This window comes from Pantoea sp. X-Soil-TKNS-1211 (assembly GCF_059730495.1).
Genome location: NZ_AP035953.1, coordinates 151,566 through 171,753, shown reverse-complemented (window position 1 = coordinate 171,753; position 20,188 = coordinate 151,566). Strand labels below are relative to the sequence as shown.

The window sequence follows — 20,188 nt, the reverse complement described above, 5'->3', positions numbered from 1 at the left end:
CTTAAGACGATGGTGGGGCCAGCTCATTGCTGCTGGCGTTGCCATCGTTTTTAACATCATCCGGGCTGGCTGGCGTAGCAGGTGTCTCGGGCGGTGCCATCACCTTGTCCCAGCCTTCCTGCAACATCTTCACATTAGTTTCCGCCTCACCTTCCGGCTGGATCAGCACCATCGTCAGTTCCTGGGACAATTGCTGACGCAACTCCTGATTGAGCTGATCACGCGTCAAACTCGCGAGAAATGCCTGACGCAGCTTTTGATACTGCTCCGGGGCGATATCCACCACCGCATTTTGTTGTGAACGTATACGTTGTCCCATCAAAATATCGGTGTCGGTACGCGCGTAAGTGGCGAACAACTTGTTCAGCTCCAGCAACTTCTGCGCCATCAGCGCATCAAACTCATCCTGCGGCAACCCTTTATCACGCACCGCCGCCAGCTCTTTCGCCACCAGATTCATGTTCTGGGGCAGCGACGCATTAGGGCTATCCATATTGATGGCGCACTGGGCGCGCTGATACAACACGCGACAGTCGAAGCCCACCTGCACACTCTGCGCTTTGCTATCGGCCAATGCGCGCTGTACATGCCAGAACAAGGCTTCACGCGCCAGGTCGCTCTGCCAGTAACGCTCAAGGTTCTGCGAATCGCGAATTGGCTGCCACGGACTGTCCCACACCAGCGACAGGCGATCCTGATTCATCGCACCATTCACCAGGTTCACCGGTTGATGCGGTAACGGCGACAGCGTCGGCATCGCCGCCGGTGAGGCCCGTTTACCTTGTAACGGCGCGAAGGCTTTGTTGATCTGCTCCGCCAGGCTGCGGCTGTCAACATTACCGACCACGTAGAGCGTCATGGCATCTGGCGTGTACCACTGCTGGTAGAAACTTTTGAGTTGGGCGATATCGACCGGTGCACGCGGTTGCTCACCGGGATCGTGTGCCAGCAGTGTCGAGCCTTTCATGCGATAGCGCCACCACACATCCTGGGTATTGGGCGGCCAGGTGGCGATGGGGTCGGACACGCCGAGTGCGGTGGTCACCACCTGTTCATTCAGCGTCATCTTGCCTGCGGTCGCCGACAGCCAGTTCAGCGCTTCTTTCAGCAGCTCCGGGCGATTATTCGGCAGGCTCAGATTGTATTGGGTGAAATCGTACGACGATATGGCAGGTGGCAGTGGACGATGAGGATCCATCGCCTGTTGCCACAAGGCGCGTTGCTGATTGGTATCAAGCGCGGTGTTATGTACCAACGCCAGGCGTGGTAACAAATGGCTGAAGCCGGTTTGCTGCGCACTCTCCACCAGTGACCCGGTGTTAACGATCAGGCGCAGCTCTATACGGTCACTGGGACGCTGTGGCGTCGTCAGCAGCTGCCAGCTAAAACCATTGTCCAGTTTACCTTCCTGCCAGGCGGGATCGGGCTGGAGTGTTTCGGCCTGCGCGCCAAAACCGGATGCTGCCAACAGCAATCCGCCAACCAAAAGCCGAATTCTGGTGCCCTGCATGTGAACCCCTATCAAACAGATCAACACTCGTTATCACGGCGCGTTCGGTCGTTCAGAGCCTGACCGATGCGGCAGTTTGCCGCCACGTTTATTCTTCATCTGACTCTTTGACCACAACTTGGTCGGGATGTCGCGCAACGAGGTGAAAAACCGGGAAAAAAATCAATGGGGTTTATTATGCAAATGCCCGCTGCGAGGGCAAGTCGCAGCGGGCATTTCCCGGAAAATTAACGCAATTGTCGCTTTACAACGAAGATTCCGGTGCGTTTTTCGCCTTTTTCGCTGAAGAAAGCGTCTCATTCAGCTGACGCTCGTCCAGCTGTCCGACCCACTTCGCCACCACGACGGTCGCCACGCCGTTACCGACCAGGTTAGTCAGTGCACGCGCTTCGGACATAAAGCGGTCAATACCCAGAATCAGCGCCAGACCGGCTACCGGCAGATGCCCCACCGCAGACAGAGTCGCCGCCAGCACGATAAAGCCACTACCGGTCACACCTGCCGCACCTTTCGACGACAGCAACAGCACCACCAACAAGGTGATCTGATGGATAACGTCCATATGTGCATTGGTTGCCTGCGCAATAAACACGGCGGCCATCGTCAGATAAATGGAGGTGCCATCAAGGTTAAAGGAGTAACCGGTCGGGATCACCAGACCCACTACCGACTTCTTACACCCAAGCCGTTCCATCTTGTCCAGCATACGCGGCAGCGCAGATTCCGAAGAAGACGTCCCCAGCACGATCAGCAGCTCTTCTTTGATATACGCCACAAATTTAAAGATGTTGAAGCCCGCCACACGGGCAATCAGCCCAAGCACCACCACCACAAACAGGATACAGGTGATGTAGAAGCAGATAATCAACTGGCCGAGTTGTACCAGCGAGCCGACACCGTATTTACCAATGGTGAACGCCATCGCACCGAATGCGCCAATCGGGGCCAGACGCATAATCATATTGATGATGCCAAAGATGACTTTCGAGAAACTCTCAATCACGTTGAAAATCAGCGTGCCTTTGTCACCCAGACGATGCAGCGCAAACCCAAACAGAATCGCGAACAGCAGCACCTGCAAAATGTTGCCGCTGGCAAAGGCACCGATCACGCTATTGGGGATCACGTCCAGCAGGAAGGCAATCACGCCTTGCTGTTCCGCCTGTTGTGCATACATCGCAACCGCTTTCGCATCCAGGGTGGCTGGGTCAATGTTCATACCCGCCCCCGGCTGAATCACGTTGACCACAATCAGGCCAATAATCAGCGCGATGGTGCTGACAACTTCGAAATAGAGCAGCGCCACTGCGCCAGTCCGCCCAACTGCTTTCATGCTCTCCATGCCGGCAATACCGGTCACCACCGTACAGAAAATCACGGGGGCGATGATCATCTTGATCAACTTAACAAAACCATCGCCGAGCGGCTTCATCTGCGCGCCTAACTCAGGATAGAAATGGCCTAACAGAACGCCGATGCCAATGGCAACCAGCACCTGAAAGTAGAGGCTTTTCAACAGCGAAGTTTTCATAACAGGTGTCCAGTGAAGACGGATTTCACCGTCATTTATCTAATGTAATGGTGTCATGTAGCAGCGCGATTCATTGCGCAATTCCGTACGCGCTGATGGAAAAATCCGCGCGAAAAATCGCGCCGCTACGGGATTCGGGAAGCCCCTGCCGACTTCAGGGAAAATAACATCCGGTTAACCTGATTAATATAGGCTTACATTCCTTACAAAAGTTACAAAACTCTAACTATGAACTGAAACGCTTCAGCAAGCGAGAGTTATGCAATTTCGCAAGGAAAATCAATAAATCAGGTGATTATTTGGTGGGTGATGGCTTGTCAAGCCAGCGTTGATTGAAGACGTTGAGCGGCAGTGCTTCAGCGTACAAATAGCCCTGACCGATAGTAATACCGCGCGCCAGCAGCCAGTCTCGCTGCTCGGAGGTTTCCACCCCTTCAGCAATCACATCAAGATGGATAATATCGGCGATGGCAGCCACGATGCGTACCATAGTGTCATCATCCGGCAGAGCGGCAACAAAGCTGCGATCCATCTTTAACTTGTTGACCGGTAACGCTTTAAACTGATGCAGATAGTTCAGGTTAGAGTAACCCATACCGAAATCGTCCAGCGCCACCGCGACGCCAGTTTGCTGCAACATCCGCAGCAATGCGATCGCCTGTTCGGCATCACCAATCTTGGCGGTTTCAGTGATTTCCAGTACGAAGTTACCTGGCGTAATGCGATGCCGCTCCAGCAACCCCTGCAAATGGCTGACCACGCTGGCATCACGCAGCTGCACCGCGGATATATTCACGCTCAACGGGATATTAATTCCCTGCTTCTGCCAGGCGGCAATGATGCGACACGCTTCTTCAAACACCCAGCGGCCAATCGAGGCAATCACGCCAATCTCTTCCGCGCTGGCAATAAACTCTTCCGACAATCCCCAACTGCCATCCGGCTGACGCATGCGCAGCAAGGCTTCCGCCCCCGCCAGCTCGCCGGTTGCCATATTGATTTGCGGTTGCAGATAGAGCGCGAATTCCTCATCCTGCAAGCCCTGCAAAATATCATGTTCCTGGGTTAAACGCTTTTGCGCCCGCTCGGTCAGCGCCGGGTCGAAAAACAGGATCTGATTTTTGCCCTGATGGCGTGCCGACATCATCGCTGAAGTCGCTCGATCGAGCTGCTCGCTGGCGGAAATTGGCGTGTCGTCATGCAACGCGAGACCAATGCTGGCATTGGGGCGTAGTTGCAGTTGTTGTAGATTGACTGGCTGATTGATACGCAGCATCAGGTTGCGCGCCAGCCGCATCGCCCGGAACGGGTTGTGCGCACGCTTCATCAGCAACGCAAAGTCACTCGCTCCGGTTTGCGCCAGCAAAGTATGATCGTCGATAGTGCTGCGGATTTTCTCCACCAGCGTCAGCATCAGGGTATCGCGCTGATCGTCGCTCAGCACCCCATTGGCTTCCTGTAGCGTTTCAATACGAATCACCATCACCCCCCAGGCGTCGTGGCGATGGCGGTGATGGATATGCTGATCAAGCAGGGCCAGGAACAGGGTGCGATTGGGCAGGTCGGTCACGGCAAAATGGGTGGTCAGTCGGCTCATTTCATCATGAATCGACTCCAGCACCTGCTGGTTACGGTTATAGCTGCGGATCAGCATACCGATTTCATCATCGCGATGATTTTCTGGCAGCGTCAATTTATGCGTCAGGATGGCCTGCGGCGGCAACTCCTGCAAATCACGCGAGATATTGCGTAAAGGATGTACCACCAGCCGATTGATACACCAGCTTATCGATACCGACAAAATCAGCGCCAGTAATAAATAGGTGGTTATCATGGTGGAGAGCGTACTCAGGATAAACTGATACACCCTTGATGAATCTGCCTGTAGTACCAGATAAGCGATGGGTTTTGGCAGCCCGGTGCGCTCAACGGAATAAAGCGGCAACGTAATTTGCACCGGTAACTCAAACAAACGCGCCACCAGCACCGGCACCGGCTTCTCGACCTCAAAGTCGGCATGCAGTGCCTGGAATGCATTGGGTAACACCACATCCGCGCGCGACAAAATACCGGCCGGTTTAAGGGTGTTAAGGATATGTTCTGCCTGGGGAATATCGGCTTTCAAAACCGCTTCCGACAGCGGCTGACGCACGGTATGCGCCACATTTTCCATTTGCTGGGCGTAGTCTATCCTGCGCTGCTGCACAAAATGAAATAGCTGGATGACGATAAAAATACAGATAGTCACTAACGCCACGGTGGAGACTGTGGCCATCTGCTTTATCGTTAAAGAACGACTGACGCGCAACAAAATCTCTCCTGGCAACTCTAAGCCGTGTTATCAGACAGGAAAATGCGCAGCAAGTATATCCCAGAACACGGTTTTTTTTCGCCGGGAGAAAGTCGCAAAACCAGGGTTCGCCTGGTATCAAACAACGTTATTCGGATAAATGCACATCCGTAGCAGCGCGATTTATCGCGCAATATTGTGCGCGATGCCTGAAAAACCTGCGCGATAAATCGCGCCGCTACGAGTCGTGCCAGTAATTATTGCGGATAGGCCACCCAATCGCCGCCATTCAAGCGAATCCAGGGTTTGCCCTGATACATCATCACCACCGCGTTATCATTCTCCGACACCACCGGCGTTTGCGGCAGATTATCGGTCAACGCGGACATATTCACGTTCGGCGCATTGAACACCTGGCCATCCACCACCCGTGAAATGATCTCGGAAAGCGCCTGCATACTGGTCGGCGTATCGATGGTCAGCGGCTGGCCCTGATGCGGTGCCTTCATACCGATAAAGCTGATGCCGACGGGGACATGGGTAATCGACGGACTGGGGATATCGCGCAGGCCAGACATCTGCATCTTATCGCCCTGCAATGCCGCGCCATGCTCCGGCACCACCACCACCATCACGCGCCGGCCCGATTTCTCCAGATTGGTCAGGAAGGTATCGAGCTGATCAAACAACATCTTGGCGCGCGGTTGCCAGGCAGCCGTACGCGTACTGCCCAGCTCACGGACACCGTCATGCAATGGAATCAGGTTATAGAAGGTGGCGCTACGCGCATCGTTACTTTTGCTGCGCTCATCCAGCCAACGCTGCAATAACTGACCGTCGTTGTAGATCGGCGAGCTGTCAAACGAAGTCAGTTCCGGCGCGATACCGGCCTGTGACATTAACGGTGCCTGGATATTGCCGTCTTCGCGCATCTCCTTCAGATAGTTGCCGAAGACGCCGTTGTGATCCATCACCAGCTCCTGTTTAAAGCCAAGCTTTGCAAGATTATCAAACAGATAGCATCGCTGATCCGCAGGCTTATACAGATCGCTGTGCGAGGTCTGCCCACAGCTGGCGCGCAACAGGCGAATTCCTGCCGGACCACTGTAACCGGTGGCCGAATTGTAGTTATTCAGCATGATATCGAAGTGGTGCCACAACGGATGATTGCGCAGCTGCGCCACATCCAGATCCGACCAGGACAGCGAACAAATATTCAGCACCAAAATATCGAATGGCTGCGAATCACCAGGCAGACTATCCGGGAAATGGGTCACGCGCTGCCGCTCGCTGTCATAAAAACGGTTGAGCCACGCGGTAAGGTTGGCACTGGTGGGAGCCGCCGATTGATCGAGCGCATCCGGCGTTTTACCGGCCACCGCAGGCTGCTCATTTAACACCACTTCCGGCGTCGCGGCTTTGCCCGGCAGTATATTAAAGGAAGGCCCGGCAATCGTGACAATATTCAGCCAAATCAACAGCAGTGACACCAACACCGTGATACGAATCCATTGTGCAACAAACAGATACAGCACCAGCAGCACAAAGGCGGCCCCGATCATCTCCCAGTTGATAAAGCGATCGGTCAAATCCAGCAGATAAGCGGCAGAGAATCCCGCGACCTGGTCACCCTGGCTGAGAATCGAGCTAAGACCTGGCAGCCAGGTATCGTGCCAGAACAGGCCAAAACCAATTGGTAGCGACACCCAATTGCGCAGACGATGCCAGCGCAGCGATGGCAGCGGGAGCAGCAGCCAGGCGAGAAACACCAGATTGCTCAGGGCGTGAAAGTTCAGGTAGCCATACCACAGCAACCCAAACTTGAGCAGAAAGTAAAAGTTCCAGCCGCCAAGGCCACGCCACCAGGAGCCATGCAGCGACCAGCCGCTGGCCGAAGATTTTTTATCGCTCATTACGATTTTTTATCCGTTTTCGTCGTATTCCGTTGCCAGACACCCTCGGACTTCAGCGCACGCGCCGGAAGCAGGCTCATCAGCAGGCTGTTGCTGCTGCGCGGCAGCCAGCGGACCAACAGGGATTTGAGAAATAGCAAAATCAGTAGTAGCAGGATGATGACCTGCACCCAATCCATTAGCGTCATCAGGGCTGCGCTCCATCAATGTCCAGGGTGATCGGCTGAGGAAGCTGTGCGGCACGTTCATGCGCTGTCGGGGGCGGTGCCGTTGCGGCCAGGGTCACGGGTTCCACCGGTAAATCATGGTGTGTCACCGGGGTCAGTTGGCTGATTTTATTCACTTCAGACACAATCTGGTTGTCTTCGAACCACACCATGCGATTGCTGAACAACTCGTCATGCGGCAGTGAGAAGATGGATTTCAGCGCAATGTCCAAATCGTTAAACCGGCAGGAGGAGAGGAACAGATAGAGACGATCATCCAGCTGCGTCACCAGATCCCCGAAACGGCGAGGCTTACATAACGTCAGCACCTGTTCCGGTTTTAGCTGCGGCACCGGACGCAGCGCCACCATCAGGCCTTTATCGTTTTCCGGTAGCAGCGTGTTTTTCATTAGCGTCTGCACCGCGCCACAGAAAGCATTCAATGGCAGAAAACCGCGCAGTTGCAACGGTTGCAAGGCCTGCATCAACGCAGGCAAATCCGCGGGCACGTGGCGAGTAAACTGCTGGCCCTGAATGCCCTCCAGCGTGGTAAGAAATCGCGACAGCGTCGCCGCCGTGGGCACAATGGCATTGATGCCACAGGCCAGCAACAGACGTTCATCGCTGTAACGCAGGCTGGTATTCATCTCGCGTACCACTATCTTCAAGGCGTTACCGCGTGAGCGTCGCAGGCTGTGAACCATTTTCGCCAGCGCGTCGATATCATGGTTATTGGCGAGGCTAAAGATCACCGTAGCCGCATTGGCCTGTTGTGCGCGGGAAAACACCCCATCATTATCGCTAAATAATTGCCACTGCACGGAAAAAGGGGGCGCGCCTTCCAGCACGCTCTGCTCGGCAAGAAATTGGTTCTCATCATTCAAACTAAGCGGAATATTTTGCTCGTCTTCACTGGCGGCAATAAACTGGTTTTCGACAAAACGCAGTCGAATCGCGCGGTCAGCCAACAGTTGGTCAGCGGAATACCACCAGTTGATGCGATATTGCCAGCTATCCTGTTGATAATCTAAATGTGCGAGACCATCAATCTGGCGAAAATAACGCTGGAGATAATTCCGCAGGTTAATTATTGATGTACCAGAAGTTATCATCAGCAGCGTCATGTTTTTTTCAATTAATTGACGACGCATCCGCTTCAGCCAAATCGCCAGTTCTTCCTGCGATAATTTAACCCAATGTGCTGCGTTACTATAAAACAACACCAGACCACTTCGCTTATTCATTACACGCGCAAAATCCCCTTGCAGTTGTTGCAACGAGAGTTTATTGGCCGGCAAAGAAAATAAAGGGATACGTACCGGTCCGCCGGGCGGATCGGGGGTGAGCAATAGCTGCGGTTTTTCGTCTGAGCTAATCAGTGTTACAGCCTGTTGCTGACTTATCACCTGACGCAGAAACGATCGCGCATCCTCCTGCCGCTGGCAGGTTATCCAGTAAAGACCTGGCGTTTGCAGTGTAATTAATTCCTGTTGAACCCGTTGCAGGCCGAGCGCATAGTGATTTTTCATATTTGATTCGCGATCTGTACAATCCAGGCTAGTTTATTATAGACGGCGACGATTGGAACTGCTGAAATAAAAAAACATTCGACTATACCCTAAATACTTCGAGATGCAGGAATGCGGCAAGAGAATGAATCCCCAGGAGCTTACTAAAGTAAGTGACTGGGGTGAATGAGCGCAGTCAACACACCTGCACCTTGAAGTATGACAGGTATAACGCAAACCACATTGATCTGTGCCGGTGTTTATCGTTTTCGTCGACGTTAAACTTATATCAATAAAAATAATCGTAATCTCTCGATTGTCATTTTTAGCTGGCAAAAAAGTAATGAAAACAGAAAATGCCTTTTCGCTGGAATCACGAACCCGTGAAGAACAGGATGACATTAATACCTTAAGTGAGGCCTTTTCATTGAAGGCGTTTCGCTACATTGATATCGCCCGTGAAGAGCGCCTGAATACTATTTTCTCGAGCTGGCCGCTTTTGCAGGAATTATCCGCCGCTCAGGAGTCTGAACGCTAATGCCGGTCATTGCTCTTCAGGGACTGCGCGGCGGCTGTGGTGCCACTGCGCTCTGCGCAGCGCTCGGATGGGCGCTGAATGCCTTACAGGAATCGGTGCTGATACTCGATTTTTCCCCAGCCAATCAACTGTCTACCCACTTCAACCTGGCGGTGGATCATGAGGCTGGATGGATGTCCGCCCTGCTCAATCAACAGCCGTGGCAGCAGACCGCGCAACGTTACCGGCCGGGGTTAGATTTCTTACCTTTTGGCGCAATAACCCATCAGCAGGCGTTAAGCATTCGTTGTTTCGACGAAAAATTTGCTGAACCGTTACTTAATGCTTTCGCTGCGCTCAAATCTCAATACCGTTGGTTGATCCTGGATTTACCGGCAGATGTGTCGCCCTGGCATCTGCCATTCCTGCGCAGCGCTGACCAGGTCATTCAGGTATTGACCCCCGATGCCAACTGCCAACTGCGTCTGCATCACCCACGTTTTTTGCCGCACACGCTGTTTTTGATCAACCAGTTCAACGCCAACAGTAAACTGCAACAGGATCTGCATCAGTTGTGGATTAGCTCGCTGCGCAACCTGATTCCCCAGGTGATTCATCGGGATGAAGCACTGGCGGAAGCACTGATGATGAAACAACCTCTGGGTGAATATCGCCCGCACGCCCTTGCCAGTGAAGAGGTGAATACCCTGGCAAACTGGCTACTGCTCAATGTGGCCGGGGCAGGAAAATGAATCCACTGCGCTGGCTGTTAATCCCGCAGGCATGGCAGGCATTGCAACAACGCGCCCGTCTGGCGCGTCGGCATGGAGCCGCCTGGCCGACCATTGTCCTGCATCTCATCTGGTGCATCCTTGCCTGGTCACTGCTACGCCTCGAGACCCCGGGCTGGCAACGCATCCTGCAACAACGCCAGCGTTACTATCCGCAAATCTCCCTGCAACGCCCGCGCCCGCTCGATGTCCTGCGCTATGCGCTACAAAGCCTGTGGCTGTTGTTGATATTGCCGCTCGACGAAAGCGAACGCAGTGAACGTAAACGCTTCAATAACGCCTTTAAGCCGCTGTTTCGCTGGCGTCAGCAGTTCTATCAATGGCTGGGTGCGCTGCCATTGCAGCTGAAAAAACGTGGCGTCATCCGGCGCAGTGAGCAACGCCTGCAACGTTTACCTCCACGCGCACGCCAGCTGCTGTTTATCGTTGCCGCCATTGCCGCCAGTCTGCTGGCACTGCTGTGCATCTCCCAGCCGTTTGGCATCATGACGCAGTTTTTCTTCGTGCTGCTGCTGTGGAGCCTGGCGATGCTGGTGCGCCGCGTGCCGGGACGACTCTCCACCATCATGCTGATTGTGCTGTCGCTGACCGTTTCCTGCCGTTACCTGTGGTGGCGCTATACCGAAACCCTCAATTGGGACGACCCGGTTAGCCTCGCCTTCGGCCTGCTGCTGATTGGCGCAGAAACCTACTCCTGGACGGTGCTGGTGCTGGGCTATTTCCAGACACTGTGGCCTCTCAACCGCCATCCGCTGTCGATGCCTGACGAGATCACCGTCTGGCCGAGCGTCGATATTCTGGTGCCGACCTATAACGAACCGCTCAGCGTGGTGAAACCCACCATCTACGCGGCTATGGGCATCGACTGGCCGCGCGATAAGCTGAATATCTATATTCTGGATGACGGCACGCGCGACGAGTTCCGTGAGTTTGCCGCCAGCGTCGGCGTGCAGTATGTGGTACGCCCGACCCATGAACACGCCAAAGCGGGCAATATCAACCATGCGCTGCAAACCCGTTGTCAGAGCGAATATGTGGCGATTTTCGACTGTGATCACGTGCCGACCCGTTCGTTTCTGCAAATGACCATGGGCTGGTTCCTGAAAGATAAACAGCTGGCGATGTTGCAGACACCGCACCACTTTTTCTCGCCCGATCCCTTCGAGCGCAACCTCGGGCGCTTCCGCCAGACGCCAAACGAAGGCTCGCTGTTCTACGGCCTGGTGCAGGATGGCAACGACACCTGGGATGCAGCGTTTTTCTGCGGTTCCTGTGCCGTATTGCGCCGCACCGCGCTGGATGAGATTGGCGGCATCGCCGTGGAAACCGTAACGGAAGATGCGCACACCTCGTTGCGCCTGCACCGTCGCGGCTACACCTCGGCCTATATCCGCATCCCGCAGGCAGCAGGTCTGGCGACCGAAAGCCTGTCGGCGCATATCGGCCAGCGCATCCGTTGGGCGCGCGGTATGGTGCAGATTTTCCGTCTGGATAACCCGCTGTTTGGCAAAGGCTTAAAGCTGGTGCAGCGCCTGTGTTACGCCAACGCCATGCTGCACTTTCTCGCCGGGATTCCCCGGCTGATCTTCCTGCTGGCACCGCTGGCTTTCCTGCTATGCCATGCCTACATCATCTATGCCCCGGCACTGGCGATCGCCATTTATGTGTTGCCACATATGCTGCACACCAGCCTGACCAACTCACGCATCCAGGGGCGCTGGCGTCACTCTTTCTGGAGTGAAGTGTATGAGACGGTGCTGGCGTGGTATATCGCCCGCCCGACCACGGTGGCGCTGTTCAATCCGCACAAAGGCAAATTCAACGTCACCGCCAAGGGTGGCCTGGTGGAGAAACGCCATCTCGATTGGGTGATCACCAAACCCTACATGTTCCTGGTACTGCTAAATCTGGCGGGGATTGTGATGGCCTTCTGGCGTATGGCTTACGGCCCGTCCAATGAAATCCTCACCATCTGGGTCAGCCTGATTTGGGTGATTTATAACATGATCATCCTCGGTGGTGCGGTGGCGGTATCGGTAGAGGCGCGGCAGATTCGTGAAGCGCATCGTGTCGAGATCGCCATGCCCGCAGCCATTGCACGCGAGGATGGCCATATGGTGCCATGCACGCTGCGCGACTACTCGGACGGTGGTGTCGGCGTGGAATTACGCGAGCCGGATGCGCTGCAAGAAGATGAGCCAGTGTGGCTGCTGCTGCGCCGTGGTCAGCAGGAGTTCAGTTTCCCCTGCCAGGTACAGCGCGTATTTGGCCGCCGCGCCGGTATTCGCCTGCATCAGCTTTCCACTGAACAACACATTGAATTTATTCAATGTACCTTTGCCCGCGCCGATACCTGGGCGCTGTGGCAGGACGGTTTCCCGGAAGACAAACCGGTACAAAGCCTCGCCGACATTATGGTGCTGGGCTTTAAAGGCTATCTGCGTCTGGCGGAGTACGGCCCGCGCCCGCTGCGCCGTTTATTCAGTCTGCTCACTACCCTGGTGAGCTGGCTGGCATCACTGCTGCCGCAACAGCCTGGCCGCGTGAAAACAGAAAACACTCATTAAGTTGATGATATGACCATGACAAGAAAACTGAGTTGGTTCACCGCCCTGCTGCTGAGTACCGCCACGCTGGCGCAGGCCGCCCTGCAACCTGATGCTCCGGTAGCGCCTCAGGCGGCGGCACAAAGTCCACTGCCGGTGCTGAGCGACCAGTTGTTGCCTGGTGCACCGCTGCGCGCCAGCCAGTTGCTGTTTAACCAGGTCGCACCACCACCGGGCAGCATGACGTTGCGCGGCACTGGGCCAACCGGTCAGATTGAGTTTGGCGTGCGTAGTGATGAAGTGGTGACACGCGCGCTGCTGACCCTCAACTATCGTCCGTCACCGGCGTTGATCCCAACGCTGTCACAGCTTAAGGTCTATCTCAACGATGAACTGGTCAGCCTGATCACCATTACCGCCGATCAGCTCGGCAAAGAGAATCAAACTCAGCTGGCGATCGATCCGCGCTTTATCACCGACTTCAACCGCGTGCGGCTGGAGCTGGTCGGCCATTACGCTAACGTGTGTGAAAACCCGGCCAACAGCACCATCTGGCTGGATATCGGCAAAGAGAGCCAGCTCGACCTGACGCTGCAAAAACTGCCGCTGAAAAACGATCTGTCGCACTTTCCGGAACCCTTCTTCGACAGCCGCGACAGCCGTCCGCTGCAACTGCCGATGGTGTTCAGCACGGCACCCAATCTGCAACAACAGCGTGCCGCTGCGATTCTCGCGTCTTATTTTGGCAGCAAGGCGCAATGGCGCGGTCAAACCTTCCCGGTGCTGTATAACCAGTTGCCGAAAGAACAGCACGCGGTGGTGTTTGCCACTAACGATCAACGGCCTGATTTCCTGAAAGAGATGCCGCCGGTGCAAAAACCGACGGTGATGATGGTCAGCCAGCCGGACAACCCGTATGAGAAGATGCTGCTGATCCTCGGTCGTGACGACAAAGATTTGCTGACCGCCGTCGAGGGCATTGCTCAGGGTGAACTGTTGCTGCGCGGTGATACTTCGACGGTCGATGACGTCAAATTACTGGCACCGCGTAAAGCGTACGATGCACCAAACTGGGTGCGCACCGACCGCCGTACCAGTTTTGCCGAACTGACGCAGTACCAGAACCAATTGCAATCCGACGGCCTGCAACCCAACCCCATTGCTCTGACGCTCAACCTGCCGCCAGACCTGTTCCTGGTACGTGCACGCGGCATCGATATGGACCTGATTTATCGCTACACCTCGCCGATTCAGCAGGATGGCTCGCGCCTGGCGGTGCATCTGAATAATCAGTTTATGCAGGATTACCCGCTGATGCCGAAGGACACAGGTGGCAAGCAGCTATTGCATATCCCGCTGCTCCAGGGCTTGCAGGACAGCAGCCGTCAACTGACCATTCCGGCGCTGCGTCTCGGCGTGGTGAACCAGCTACGCTTTGACTTCGACTACGCCAACACCTTTATTGGCGGCACCGCCGATGGCCGATGCGAAACCGTCACCGCCGTGGGTCACCACGTGGTGATTGACGATCACTCCAGCATCGATTTCTCCGGCTATCGCCACTACATCGAAATGCCATCGCTGGCGGCATACGCCAACGCCGGTTTCCCTTACAGCCGCTATGCCGACCTGGCGCAGTCGCTGGTTTTGGTGCAACCCAAACCGAGTAACAACGAAGTCACCACCCTGCTGAATGCGCTTGGCAGCATCGGCGCACAGACCGGCTATCCGGCGCTGCGCGTACAGATGAGCGACGACTGGAGCAAAGCCAAAAGCAGCGATGCCGATCTGCTGATGATCGGCAGCATTCCGACCGATCTCCAGGATGACCGCAAGATCGATGCGCTGGTCGATGCCGCTCGCAGCTGGCTCAACAAACCGGCACGCCCGGTCGCTGCACCTAACATCCCGGTCTCCGCCAGCGATCGCGCCGTCGAAAGCCAAACCACCATCAGCTCGCGCGGCCCGCTGGGGGTGATTGTCGGCTTCCAGTCACCGTTCTTTGATCAGCGCAGCGTGGTGGCCCTGCTGGCCGACAGCCCACGCGGTTGGGATCTGCTCAACAACGCGATGCAGGACACCGGCAAACGCGCGGCGATTTTCGGCTCCGCCTCGATTATCCGTGAGTCGGGCGTCTACAGCCTGCGCGTCGGCGATACTTATTTTGTCGGCCATCTGCCGTGGTGGGAGCGTCTGTGGAATATGCTGGCGACCCATCCGGTGTGGCTGGCGGTGTGCGCGACGCTGGTGGTGGTGCTGTTTGCCCTGATGGCATGGCGTCTGATGCGCATGGTGAGCCGCCGCCGTCTGGCCGAAGACGAAGACGATGAATAAAGCACGCGCACTGCGGTTCGGGCTGCTGCTCAGCAGCACGCTGGGGATGCTGGCGGGATCGGTCGCCGCCCCCACCGGTCCGCAGGTTTCGCCGGTCGAATGGCTGCTAATGCAGATCCGTACCGGCGAATCGACCAACAAGTATGATCTGGTGCAGCAATCGCTCTACCGGCTGGAAAAAATCGACCCTGACAACCCGCAGGTGCTGGCGGCGCAAATCCGTATGGCGCTGCGTCAGGGCGATCAGACCAAAGCCCAGCAGCTGTTGGATGAGCTGAAACGTGTGGCTCCGCAATCCGCCGCCGCCCATGAATCCGCAGCAGGCCTGAAGCTGATGTCCGCTGACGGCCGCCAACAGTTGCAGCAAGCGCGGCTGCTGGCCGCCGCAGGTCACATAGCGGAAGCAAAAGACGCCTGGGACGCGCTGTTTCATGGCGTGTTCCCGGATGTGAACACCGAGCTGGAATACTGGCAACTGGTGGCGCGTCTGCCCGCTCAGCAGCAGACGGCGTACCGCCAGCTACAGGCGCTGGAAAAACGCTATCCCGGCAATATTGGCGTGGAGCTGCAACTGGCGCGCATGGCCTTTGATAACAATCAACCGGCCGAAGCGCTGATGCAACTGCGCAGCCTCGCCAGACGTGATGGTGGCCGAGATGCCGCGTCCGAACTTTGGCTGCAACAGATTCAGAATCAACCGGTTAGTGACCGTAGCGTCGCCAGCCTGAAGCAATATCTCACCGTGTTTACCTCCGGCGACGCGCAGCAGCGTGGGCAGGAGGAGTTGGCACGCCAGCAAAAATTGCTGGCCGACCCAGCATATCGCCAACGTATGCGCGGGCTGGCGCTGGTGGATGCCGGGGGCGGTGCCGGGGCGATTGCCTCCCTCAGCGCAGCGCTGAAAGCCACGCCTGATGATGCCGAACTGATGGGGGCGATGGGCCAGGCTCAGGCGCGCGCCAACAACCGTGCTGCGGCCATTATGTGGTTAGAAAAGGCCATCAAACACGGTCAGGCCAGTACCCAGGTGGGGAAATGGCAATCGCTGCTGCAAACCAACCGCTACTGGCTGGCGATCAACAACGGCGATAATGCGCTGAAGAAAGGCGATCTCAACGGGGCGGAACGTCAGTATCTCAACGCCCAGGTGATTGATAATCGTGACAGTTGGGCGCTGATTGGCCTCGGCGACGTGGCGCAGGCGCGCCATGACGAAGCTCAGGCCAAACGCTACTGGCAACTGGCGCTGCATATTGATCGCAGCAATACCACAGCAGTGCGCCGCCTGACGTCATTGCGCATCAACCAGCTGCGCGCCGAAGCCGATACACTGGCCGAGCAAGGGCAATGGCATCAGGCGGTAGTGAAATATCGTCAGGCAGCCCAGGAAACGCCTGACGATATCTGGCTGTCATACCGACTGGCTGGTGCGTTACGCAACAGCGGTGATGGAGCCGGGGGGCGGGAGGTGATGAACAACATGGTGCGCCAGCATCCGCAGGACCCGGGGACGTTGTACGCCTGGGCGCTGTGGCTATCATCCGGGGATGAGGATGATGCAGCTCTGGCAGCACTTAATCGCCTGCCGCAGTCACGTTGGGATGACAACATGCATGAACTGGCCGATCGGCTGAATCAGCAGAAAGTCTTCACCCGCGCCAATGCGCTGCGCGACGGCGGCGACGAAGCGGCAGCGATAGCGTTATTACAGCAGCAGCCTGCCTCGCCTCGCCGTGACATCACGCTGGCCGACTGGGCGCTGGAGCGTGGTGATGCGCGCAGCGCGCTGGCGGGTTACCAGCAAGTGCTCAAACAGGACGCACACAATAACGACGCGGCACTCGGTCGTATCGAAGCCCTGATTGCGTTAAAGCGCCCGCAGGAAGCACGCCAGGCGCTACAAACCTTGCCGGATAGCGTGGCGGAGGAAAGCATCAACAGCGGTCGTCGGGTGGCGCTCGCCTGGCAAAACAGCGGCGACAACGCGCGGGCGCAGCAGCTGTTTAACGCGCTAAAAACTCGCGCCACCCAGCAAGCGCCTTCGCAAAGTAAAGCGTTGGTGTATCGCGATGCGGCACGGCTGGAGACCCAGTTACGCCAGCCAACCCAGGCACAGCAGGATTACCGGCTGGCAATGTCCGCTAGCGGCATCAGCGCAACCGTGCCGCAGGATAACGACAGCTACACTTACCTGACCCGCAACCAGCCGCAGGATGACTGGTTGAAGCGCGGTATTCGCAGCGACGCGGCCGACCTTTATCGTCAGCAGGACACCACCGTCACGCTGGAGCAGGATTACTCGCGCGACAAGGGCACTGGTGGCCGTTCGGATTTCACCGCGCACACCACCATGATGCAGGCGGAAACGCCGCTGGCCGATGGCCGCAGTTTTGTCCGCGTCGATCATGTGCTGGTATCGGCGGGCACCTTTGCCACCGAAAACGGCAGCCACAACGATCGCTTCGGCAGCTGTAACGATGCCAACTCCGGCGGCTGTAGCCGTGATTTCACCCAGCGCGACGAGGGGACGTCGATTGGCGTGGGCTGGCATAACGATCGCTGGTCTGGCGATATCGGCACCACACCGCTGGGCTTTGAAGTCACCAACTGGGTGGGCGGCCTGAGCTGGAAAACCGATGTGGATGACATCGGCATGACGCTGACCGCTTCCCGTCGCCCGATTTCCAGCTCGCTGCTGGCCTTTGCTGGCGCACGCGATCCTGCCACCAACGGCGGCAAAACCTGGGGTGGCGTGGTTGCCACCGGCGGTTCATTGGGTTTGAGTTACGATCAGGGCGGCGCGCATGGCGTCTGGGCAGATCTCAGCGCCCATCAGCTGACCGGGGAAAACGTCGCGGATAACACCCGTGAACGTTTGATGGCGGGTTACTACTACAAGCTGATCAACGAAGACAACCGCCGCGCCACCATCGGTCTAAACAGTATGCTGTGGCACTACCAGAAGGATTTAAGCGATTACACCTTCGGGCAGGGTGGTTACTACAGCCCGCAGCAATATCTGTCGTTCTCGGTGCCGGTAACCTGGCGGCAGCGTACGGAAAACTGGTCCTATGATTTGGGCGGTTCGGTTTCCTGGTCGCATTCCAAAACTGATGCGCAGCAGCGTTATCCGGTCAATCCGGGGTTTGAACTGGCGTCGAACCCTTATTCGAACAGCAGCTCCAGCAGTGGCGTGGGTTATACCTTGCAGGCGATCGTGGAACGGCGCTTAACACCACATTGGTTCGTCGGGCTGGCGATGGATATTCAGCAGGCGAAAGATTACACCCCAAGTCACGGCTTGTTGTATGTACGCTATTCGATGGCGGGCTGGAACGGTGATATGGATATGCCACCGCAACCGCTGATTCCGTATGCGGATTTTAAATGATGAGCGGTCTGGATCTGAGAAGGTTCCGCCCGCCAGACATTAGGCAGTTTCAGCTGCAACGTGCAGGCGGACGGGCAAAGGTCCGAAGGCGCGGACCTTTGCAATCCGCGCCCTGCGGCGTCCTCGCGCAGCGCATAGCGCTGTACCCTCGCTTATCACTCAGGCCGCACGGCACGCGCGGATTCGCCATCCCTGGCTCATTCCGCTCTCTCGCCGCATCCATGCGGCTCGGCCTGGCCTTCCCTCTGCGCTCGGCGCTGCGGATGCCGCCCACCCCACCGCCTGTCAGATCGTAGAAAAACAAAAAAGCCAAAAGCCAAAAGAAAGAGACTGATAAGCACAGGTTGTGCAGCGGTGGGTGGGGCGCCATCCGGACTCGCTGAGCGAATGAATGCTGCCAGGATGAGCCGCATGGATGCGGCGAAAGGCGGCGTTGAGCAGGAGCGAATCGACGCCGGTCCGTCGGCAGCGTGAATGAGCGAAGGCACCGCGCAGCGGCGAGGGAGGCTGGCGCGAGGCCCGGGATTGCAAAGGGTGCGGCCAGGCACCCTTTGCTCGGTCGCCGCACCGGCGAACTGAAACTGCATCAGCCTGTGGCGAACGAAACCGCTCAAATACCAACAAAACGCCTCGCTAGATCAGCGCCTTTCCTGATATGCCATCCAGGTCAGCAACTGCAAACTGGCCGAGAAGTAGTTCTGATCCGGTGCCAGCCGGTCACTCAGATACCCCGTCTCACTCAGCGTCAAATCACGAATCGCCAGCAACCCGCCATCGAGGTTATAAGGTGCAGGCGTATTCGCCAGCACATCAAACCATGCCGGAGTGGTTAAACGTCCATATCCCTGCCAGACACGCTGATACGGCACCAGACGCAGGCTTTGCGGGTCGTACCACCAGATATTCAGCGGGATACGAATCGCGTCATAGCTAAAGCGATTGGAATACCCCACCGCAGGTGCCACCGAACCGTCGGCATTCAGCGCCACCCAATCGAGCGGCAAACCACTTTTACCGAAATGCATATCGCCCAACAGGTCCATGCCATCATCAATCAACTGATTCCAGACGCGCAAATGGCTGTGCTGCGCAAACTCACGCCAGGCGGGGAACAGAAAATAGGACGGATTGAGCACGATAAAACTGGTTTTGTTGAAACCCTGCACGCCCGGCAGCATCACGGTATGCCCGGCATAGGTGATCACATTGAGCTTCACAATTGCGCGCTGGATACGATCCGACGCCTGCTGGTAGCTGTTGGAGGACCACTTCTGCGCCCCACGCTGCAACGCCCAGGCAATCAGGACATCACCATCCGACGCGTTATTTTTGTCAGCGATGGGATCAGTCGCACCGGGAGTGTAGCGCCAGTAAAACAGATCATTTTGCGGATTGCGCAGATGCGTCTGCGTCCATTGCCACAGTTTATCAAAGGTGGGGCGATCGTCATTCGCCACCGCCAGCAACATGCCGTAACCCTGACCTTCGGTATGGCTGACGTTGTTGTTGGCCGTATCGCTGATACGACCATCGCTGCTCATAAAGCGACTTTTAAAGGTACTCCAGCCATTTGCGGCCGCCTGGGCGCTAAAAAACATCACCATGAAACAGAGTATCCATTGACGCCAGAACGGCTTAACACTCATCTCAG

General features: G+C 56.4%; 12 protein-coding genes. 5 read left to right on the top strand and 7 right to left on the bottom strand.

Features of this window, described 5'->3' with window-relative positions:
• Nucleotide 1 precedes the first annotated feature (1 nt).
• The 6 genes from AC6I8W_RS00735 to bcsE all read right to left on the bottom strand — a co-directional run bounded on the left by AC6I8W_RS00735 (nt 2) and on the right by bcsE (nt 8,979).
• Entirely contained in the window at nt 2-1,510 is a 1,509-nt protein-coding gene (locus AC6I8W_RS00735) for a M16 family metallopeptidase (protein ID WP_497836581.1), read from the bottom strand.
• Nucleotides 1,511-1,754: 244 nt separating this feature from the next.
• Nucleotides 1,755-3,041: a dicarboxylate/amino acid:cation symporter gene (locus AC6I8W_RS00730; RefSeq protein WP_480367060.1), complete on the bottom strand. Its 1,287-nt coding sequence runs from the start codon at nt 3,039-3,041 to the stop codon at nt 1,755-1,757.
• Between the two features lie 295 nt (nt 3,042-3,336).
• Nucleotides 3,337-5,349, bottom strand: coding sequence for a biofilm formation regulator HmsP (hmsP, locus tag AC6I8W_RS00725; RefSeq protein WP_497838080.1), 2,013 nt, complete (start codon nt 5,347-5,349; stop codon nt 3,337-3,339).
• Nucleotides 5,350-5,588: 239 nt separating this feature from the next.
• Nucleotides 5,589-7,244, bottom strand: coding sequence for a cellulose biosynthesis protein BcsG (bcsG, locus tag AC6I8W_RS00720; protein ID WP_497836580.1), 1,656 nt, complete (start codon nt 7,242-7,244; stop codon nt 5,589-5,591).
• Nucleotides 7,244-7,432 carry a cellulose biosynthesis protein BcsF gene (gene bcsF, locus AC6I8W_RS00715; RefSeq protein ID WP_497836579.1) on the bottom strand — a complete coding sequence of 63 codons (189 nt, stop codon included), beginning with the start codon at nt 7,430-7,432 and terminating at the stop codon, nt 7,244-7,246. The genes bcsG and bcsF overlap by 1 nt, the downstream gene beginning before the upstream one ends.
• The gene (gene bcsE, locus AC6I8W_RS00710; protein ID WP_497836578.1) at nt 7,432-8,979 is read right to left on the bottom strand and encodes a cellulose biosynthesis protein BcsE; all 1,548 of its coding nucleotides are present in this window, start codon (nt 8,977-8,979) and stop codon (nt 7,432-7,434) included. Before bcsE ends, bcsF begins: the two co-directional genes overlap by 1 nt.
• A gap of 322 nt (nt 8,980-9,301) precedes the next feature.
• Here bcsE and bcsR point away from each other — a divergent pair, with 322 nt between their 5' ends.
• From bcsR to bcsC, 5 genes are read left to right on the top strand one after another with little or no spacing between them, the layout of a single operon-like run.
• On the top strand, nt 9,302-9,496 hold the full coding sequence (gene bcsR / locus AC6I8W_RS00705) for a cellulose biosynthesis protein BcsR (protein WP_497836577.1): 195 nt from the start codon (nt 9,302-9,304) through the stop codon (nt 9,494-9,496).
• A complete protein-coding gene (bcsQ, locus tag AC6I8W_RS00700) occupies nt 9,496-10,227 on the top strand; it encodes a cellulose biosynthesis protein BcsQ (protein WP_497836576.1) in 732 nt (243 codons plus the stop codon). The genes bcsR and bcsQ overlap by 1 nt, the downstream gene beginning before the upstream one ends.
• Nucleotides 10,224-12,833: a UDP-forming cellulose synthase catalytic subunit gene (gene bcsA / locus AC6I8W_RS00695; protein ID WP_497836575.1), complete on the top strand. Its 2,610-nt coding sequence runs from the start codon at nt 10,224-10,226 to the stop codon at nt 12,831-12,833. Before bcsQ ends, bcsA begins: the two co-directional genes overlap by 4 nt.
• A gap of 15 nt (nt 12,834-12,848) precedes the next feature.
• Nucleotides 12,849-15,146 carry a cellulose biosynthesis cyclic di-GMP-binding regulatory protein BcsB gene (bcsB, locus tag AC6I8W_RS00690; RefSeq protein ID WP_497836574.1) on the top strand — a complete coding sequence of 766 codons (2,298 nt, stop codon included), beginning with the start codon at nt 12,849-12,851 and terminating at the stop codon, nt 15,144-15,146.
• Complete coding sequence (gene bcsC, locus AC6I8W_RS00685) at nt 15,139-18,537, top strand: cellulose synthase complex outer membrane protein BcsC (RefSeq protein ID WP_497836573.1); 3,399 nt, start codon at nt 15,139-15,141, stop codon at nt 18,535-18,537. Before bcsB ends, bcsC begins: the two co-directional genes overlap by 8 nt.
• 638 nt (nt 18,538-19,175) lie before the next feature.
• On the opposite strand, the gene AC6I8W_RS00680 is transcribed toward bcsC, so the two are convergent.
• Nucleotides 19,176-20,183: a family 8 glycosyl hydrolase gene (locus tag AC6I8W_RS00680; RefSeq protein WP_497836572.1), complete on the bottom strand. Its 1,008-nt coding sequence runs from the start codon at nt 20,181-20,183 to the stop codon at nt 19,176-19,178.
• Between the last annotated feature and the right edge of the window lie 5 nt (nt 20,184-20,188).

What these genes read in the sequence shown, in the direction of transcription:
- AC6I8W_RS00735 (WP_497836581.1), bottom strand. Translation starts at nt 1,510, where the DNA reads ATGCAGGGCACCAGAATTCGGCTTTTGGTTGGCGGATTGCTGTTGGCA.
- AC6I8W_RS00730 (WP_480367060.1), bottom strand. Translation starts at nt 3,041, where the DNA reads ATGAAAACTTCGCTGTTGAAAAGCCTCTACTTTCAGGTGCTGGTTGCC.
- bcsG (WP_497836580.1), bottom strand. Translation starts at nt 7,244, where the DNA reads ATGAGCGATAAAAAATCTTCGGCCAGCGGCTGGTCGCTGCATGGCTCC.
- bcsF (WP_497836579.1), bottom strand. Translation starts at nt 7,432, where the DNA reads ATGACGCTAATGGATTGGGTGCAGGTCATCATCCTGCTACTACTGATT.
- bcsE (WP_497836578.1), bottom strand. Translation starts at nt 8,979, where the DNA reads ATGAAAAATCACTATGCGCTCGGCCTGCAACGGGTTCAACAGGAATTA.
- bcsR (WP_497836577.1), top strand. Translation starts at nt 9,302, where the DNA reads ATGAAAACAGAAAATGCCTTTTCGCTGGAATCACGAACCCGTGAAGAA.
- bcsQ (WP_497836576.1), top strand. Translation starts at nt 9,496, where the DNA reads ATGCCGGTCATTGCTCTTCAGGGACTGCGCGGCGGCTGTGGTGCCACT.
- bcsA (WP_497836575.1), top strand. Translation starts at nt 10,224, where the DNA reads ATGAATCCACTGCGCTGGCTGTTAATCCCGCAGGCATGGCAGGCATTG.
- bcsB (WP_497836574.1), top strand. Translation starts at nt 12,849, where the DNA reads ATGACAAGAAAACTGAGTTGGTTCACCGCCCTGCTGCTGAGTACCGCC.
- bcsC (WP_497836573.1), top strand. Translation starts at nt 15,139, where the DNA reads ATGAATAAAGCACGCGCACTGCGGTTCGGGCTGCTGCTCAGCAGCACG.
- AC6I8W_RS00680 (WP_497836572.1), bottom strand. Translation starts at nt 20,183, where the DNA reads ATGAGTGTTAAGCCGTTCTGGCGTCAATGGATACTCTGTTTCATGGTG.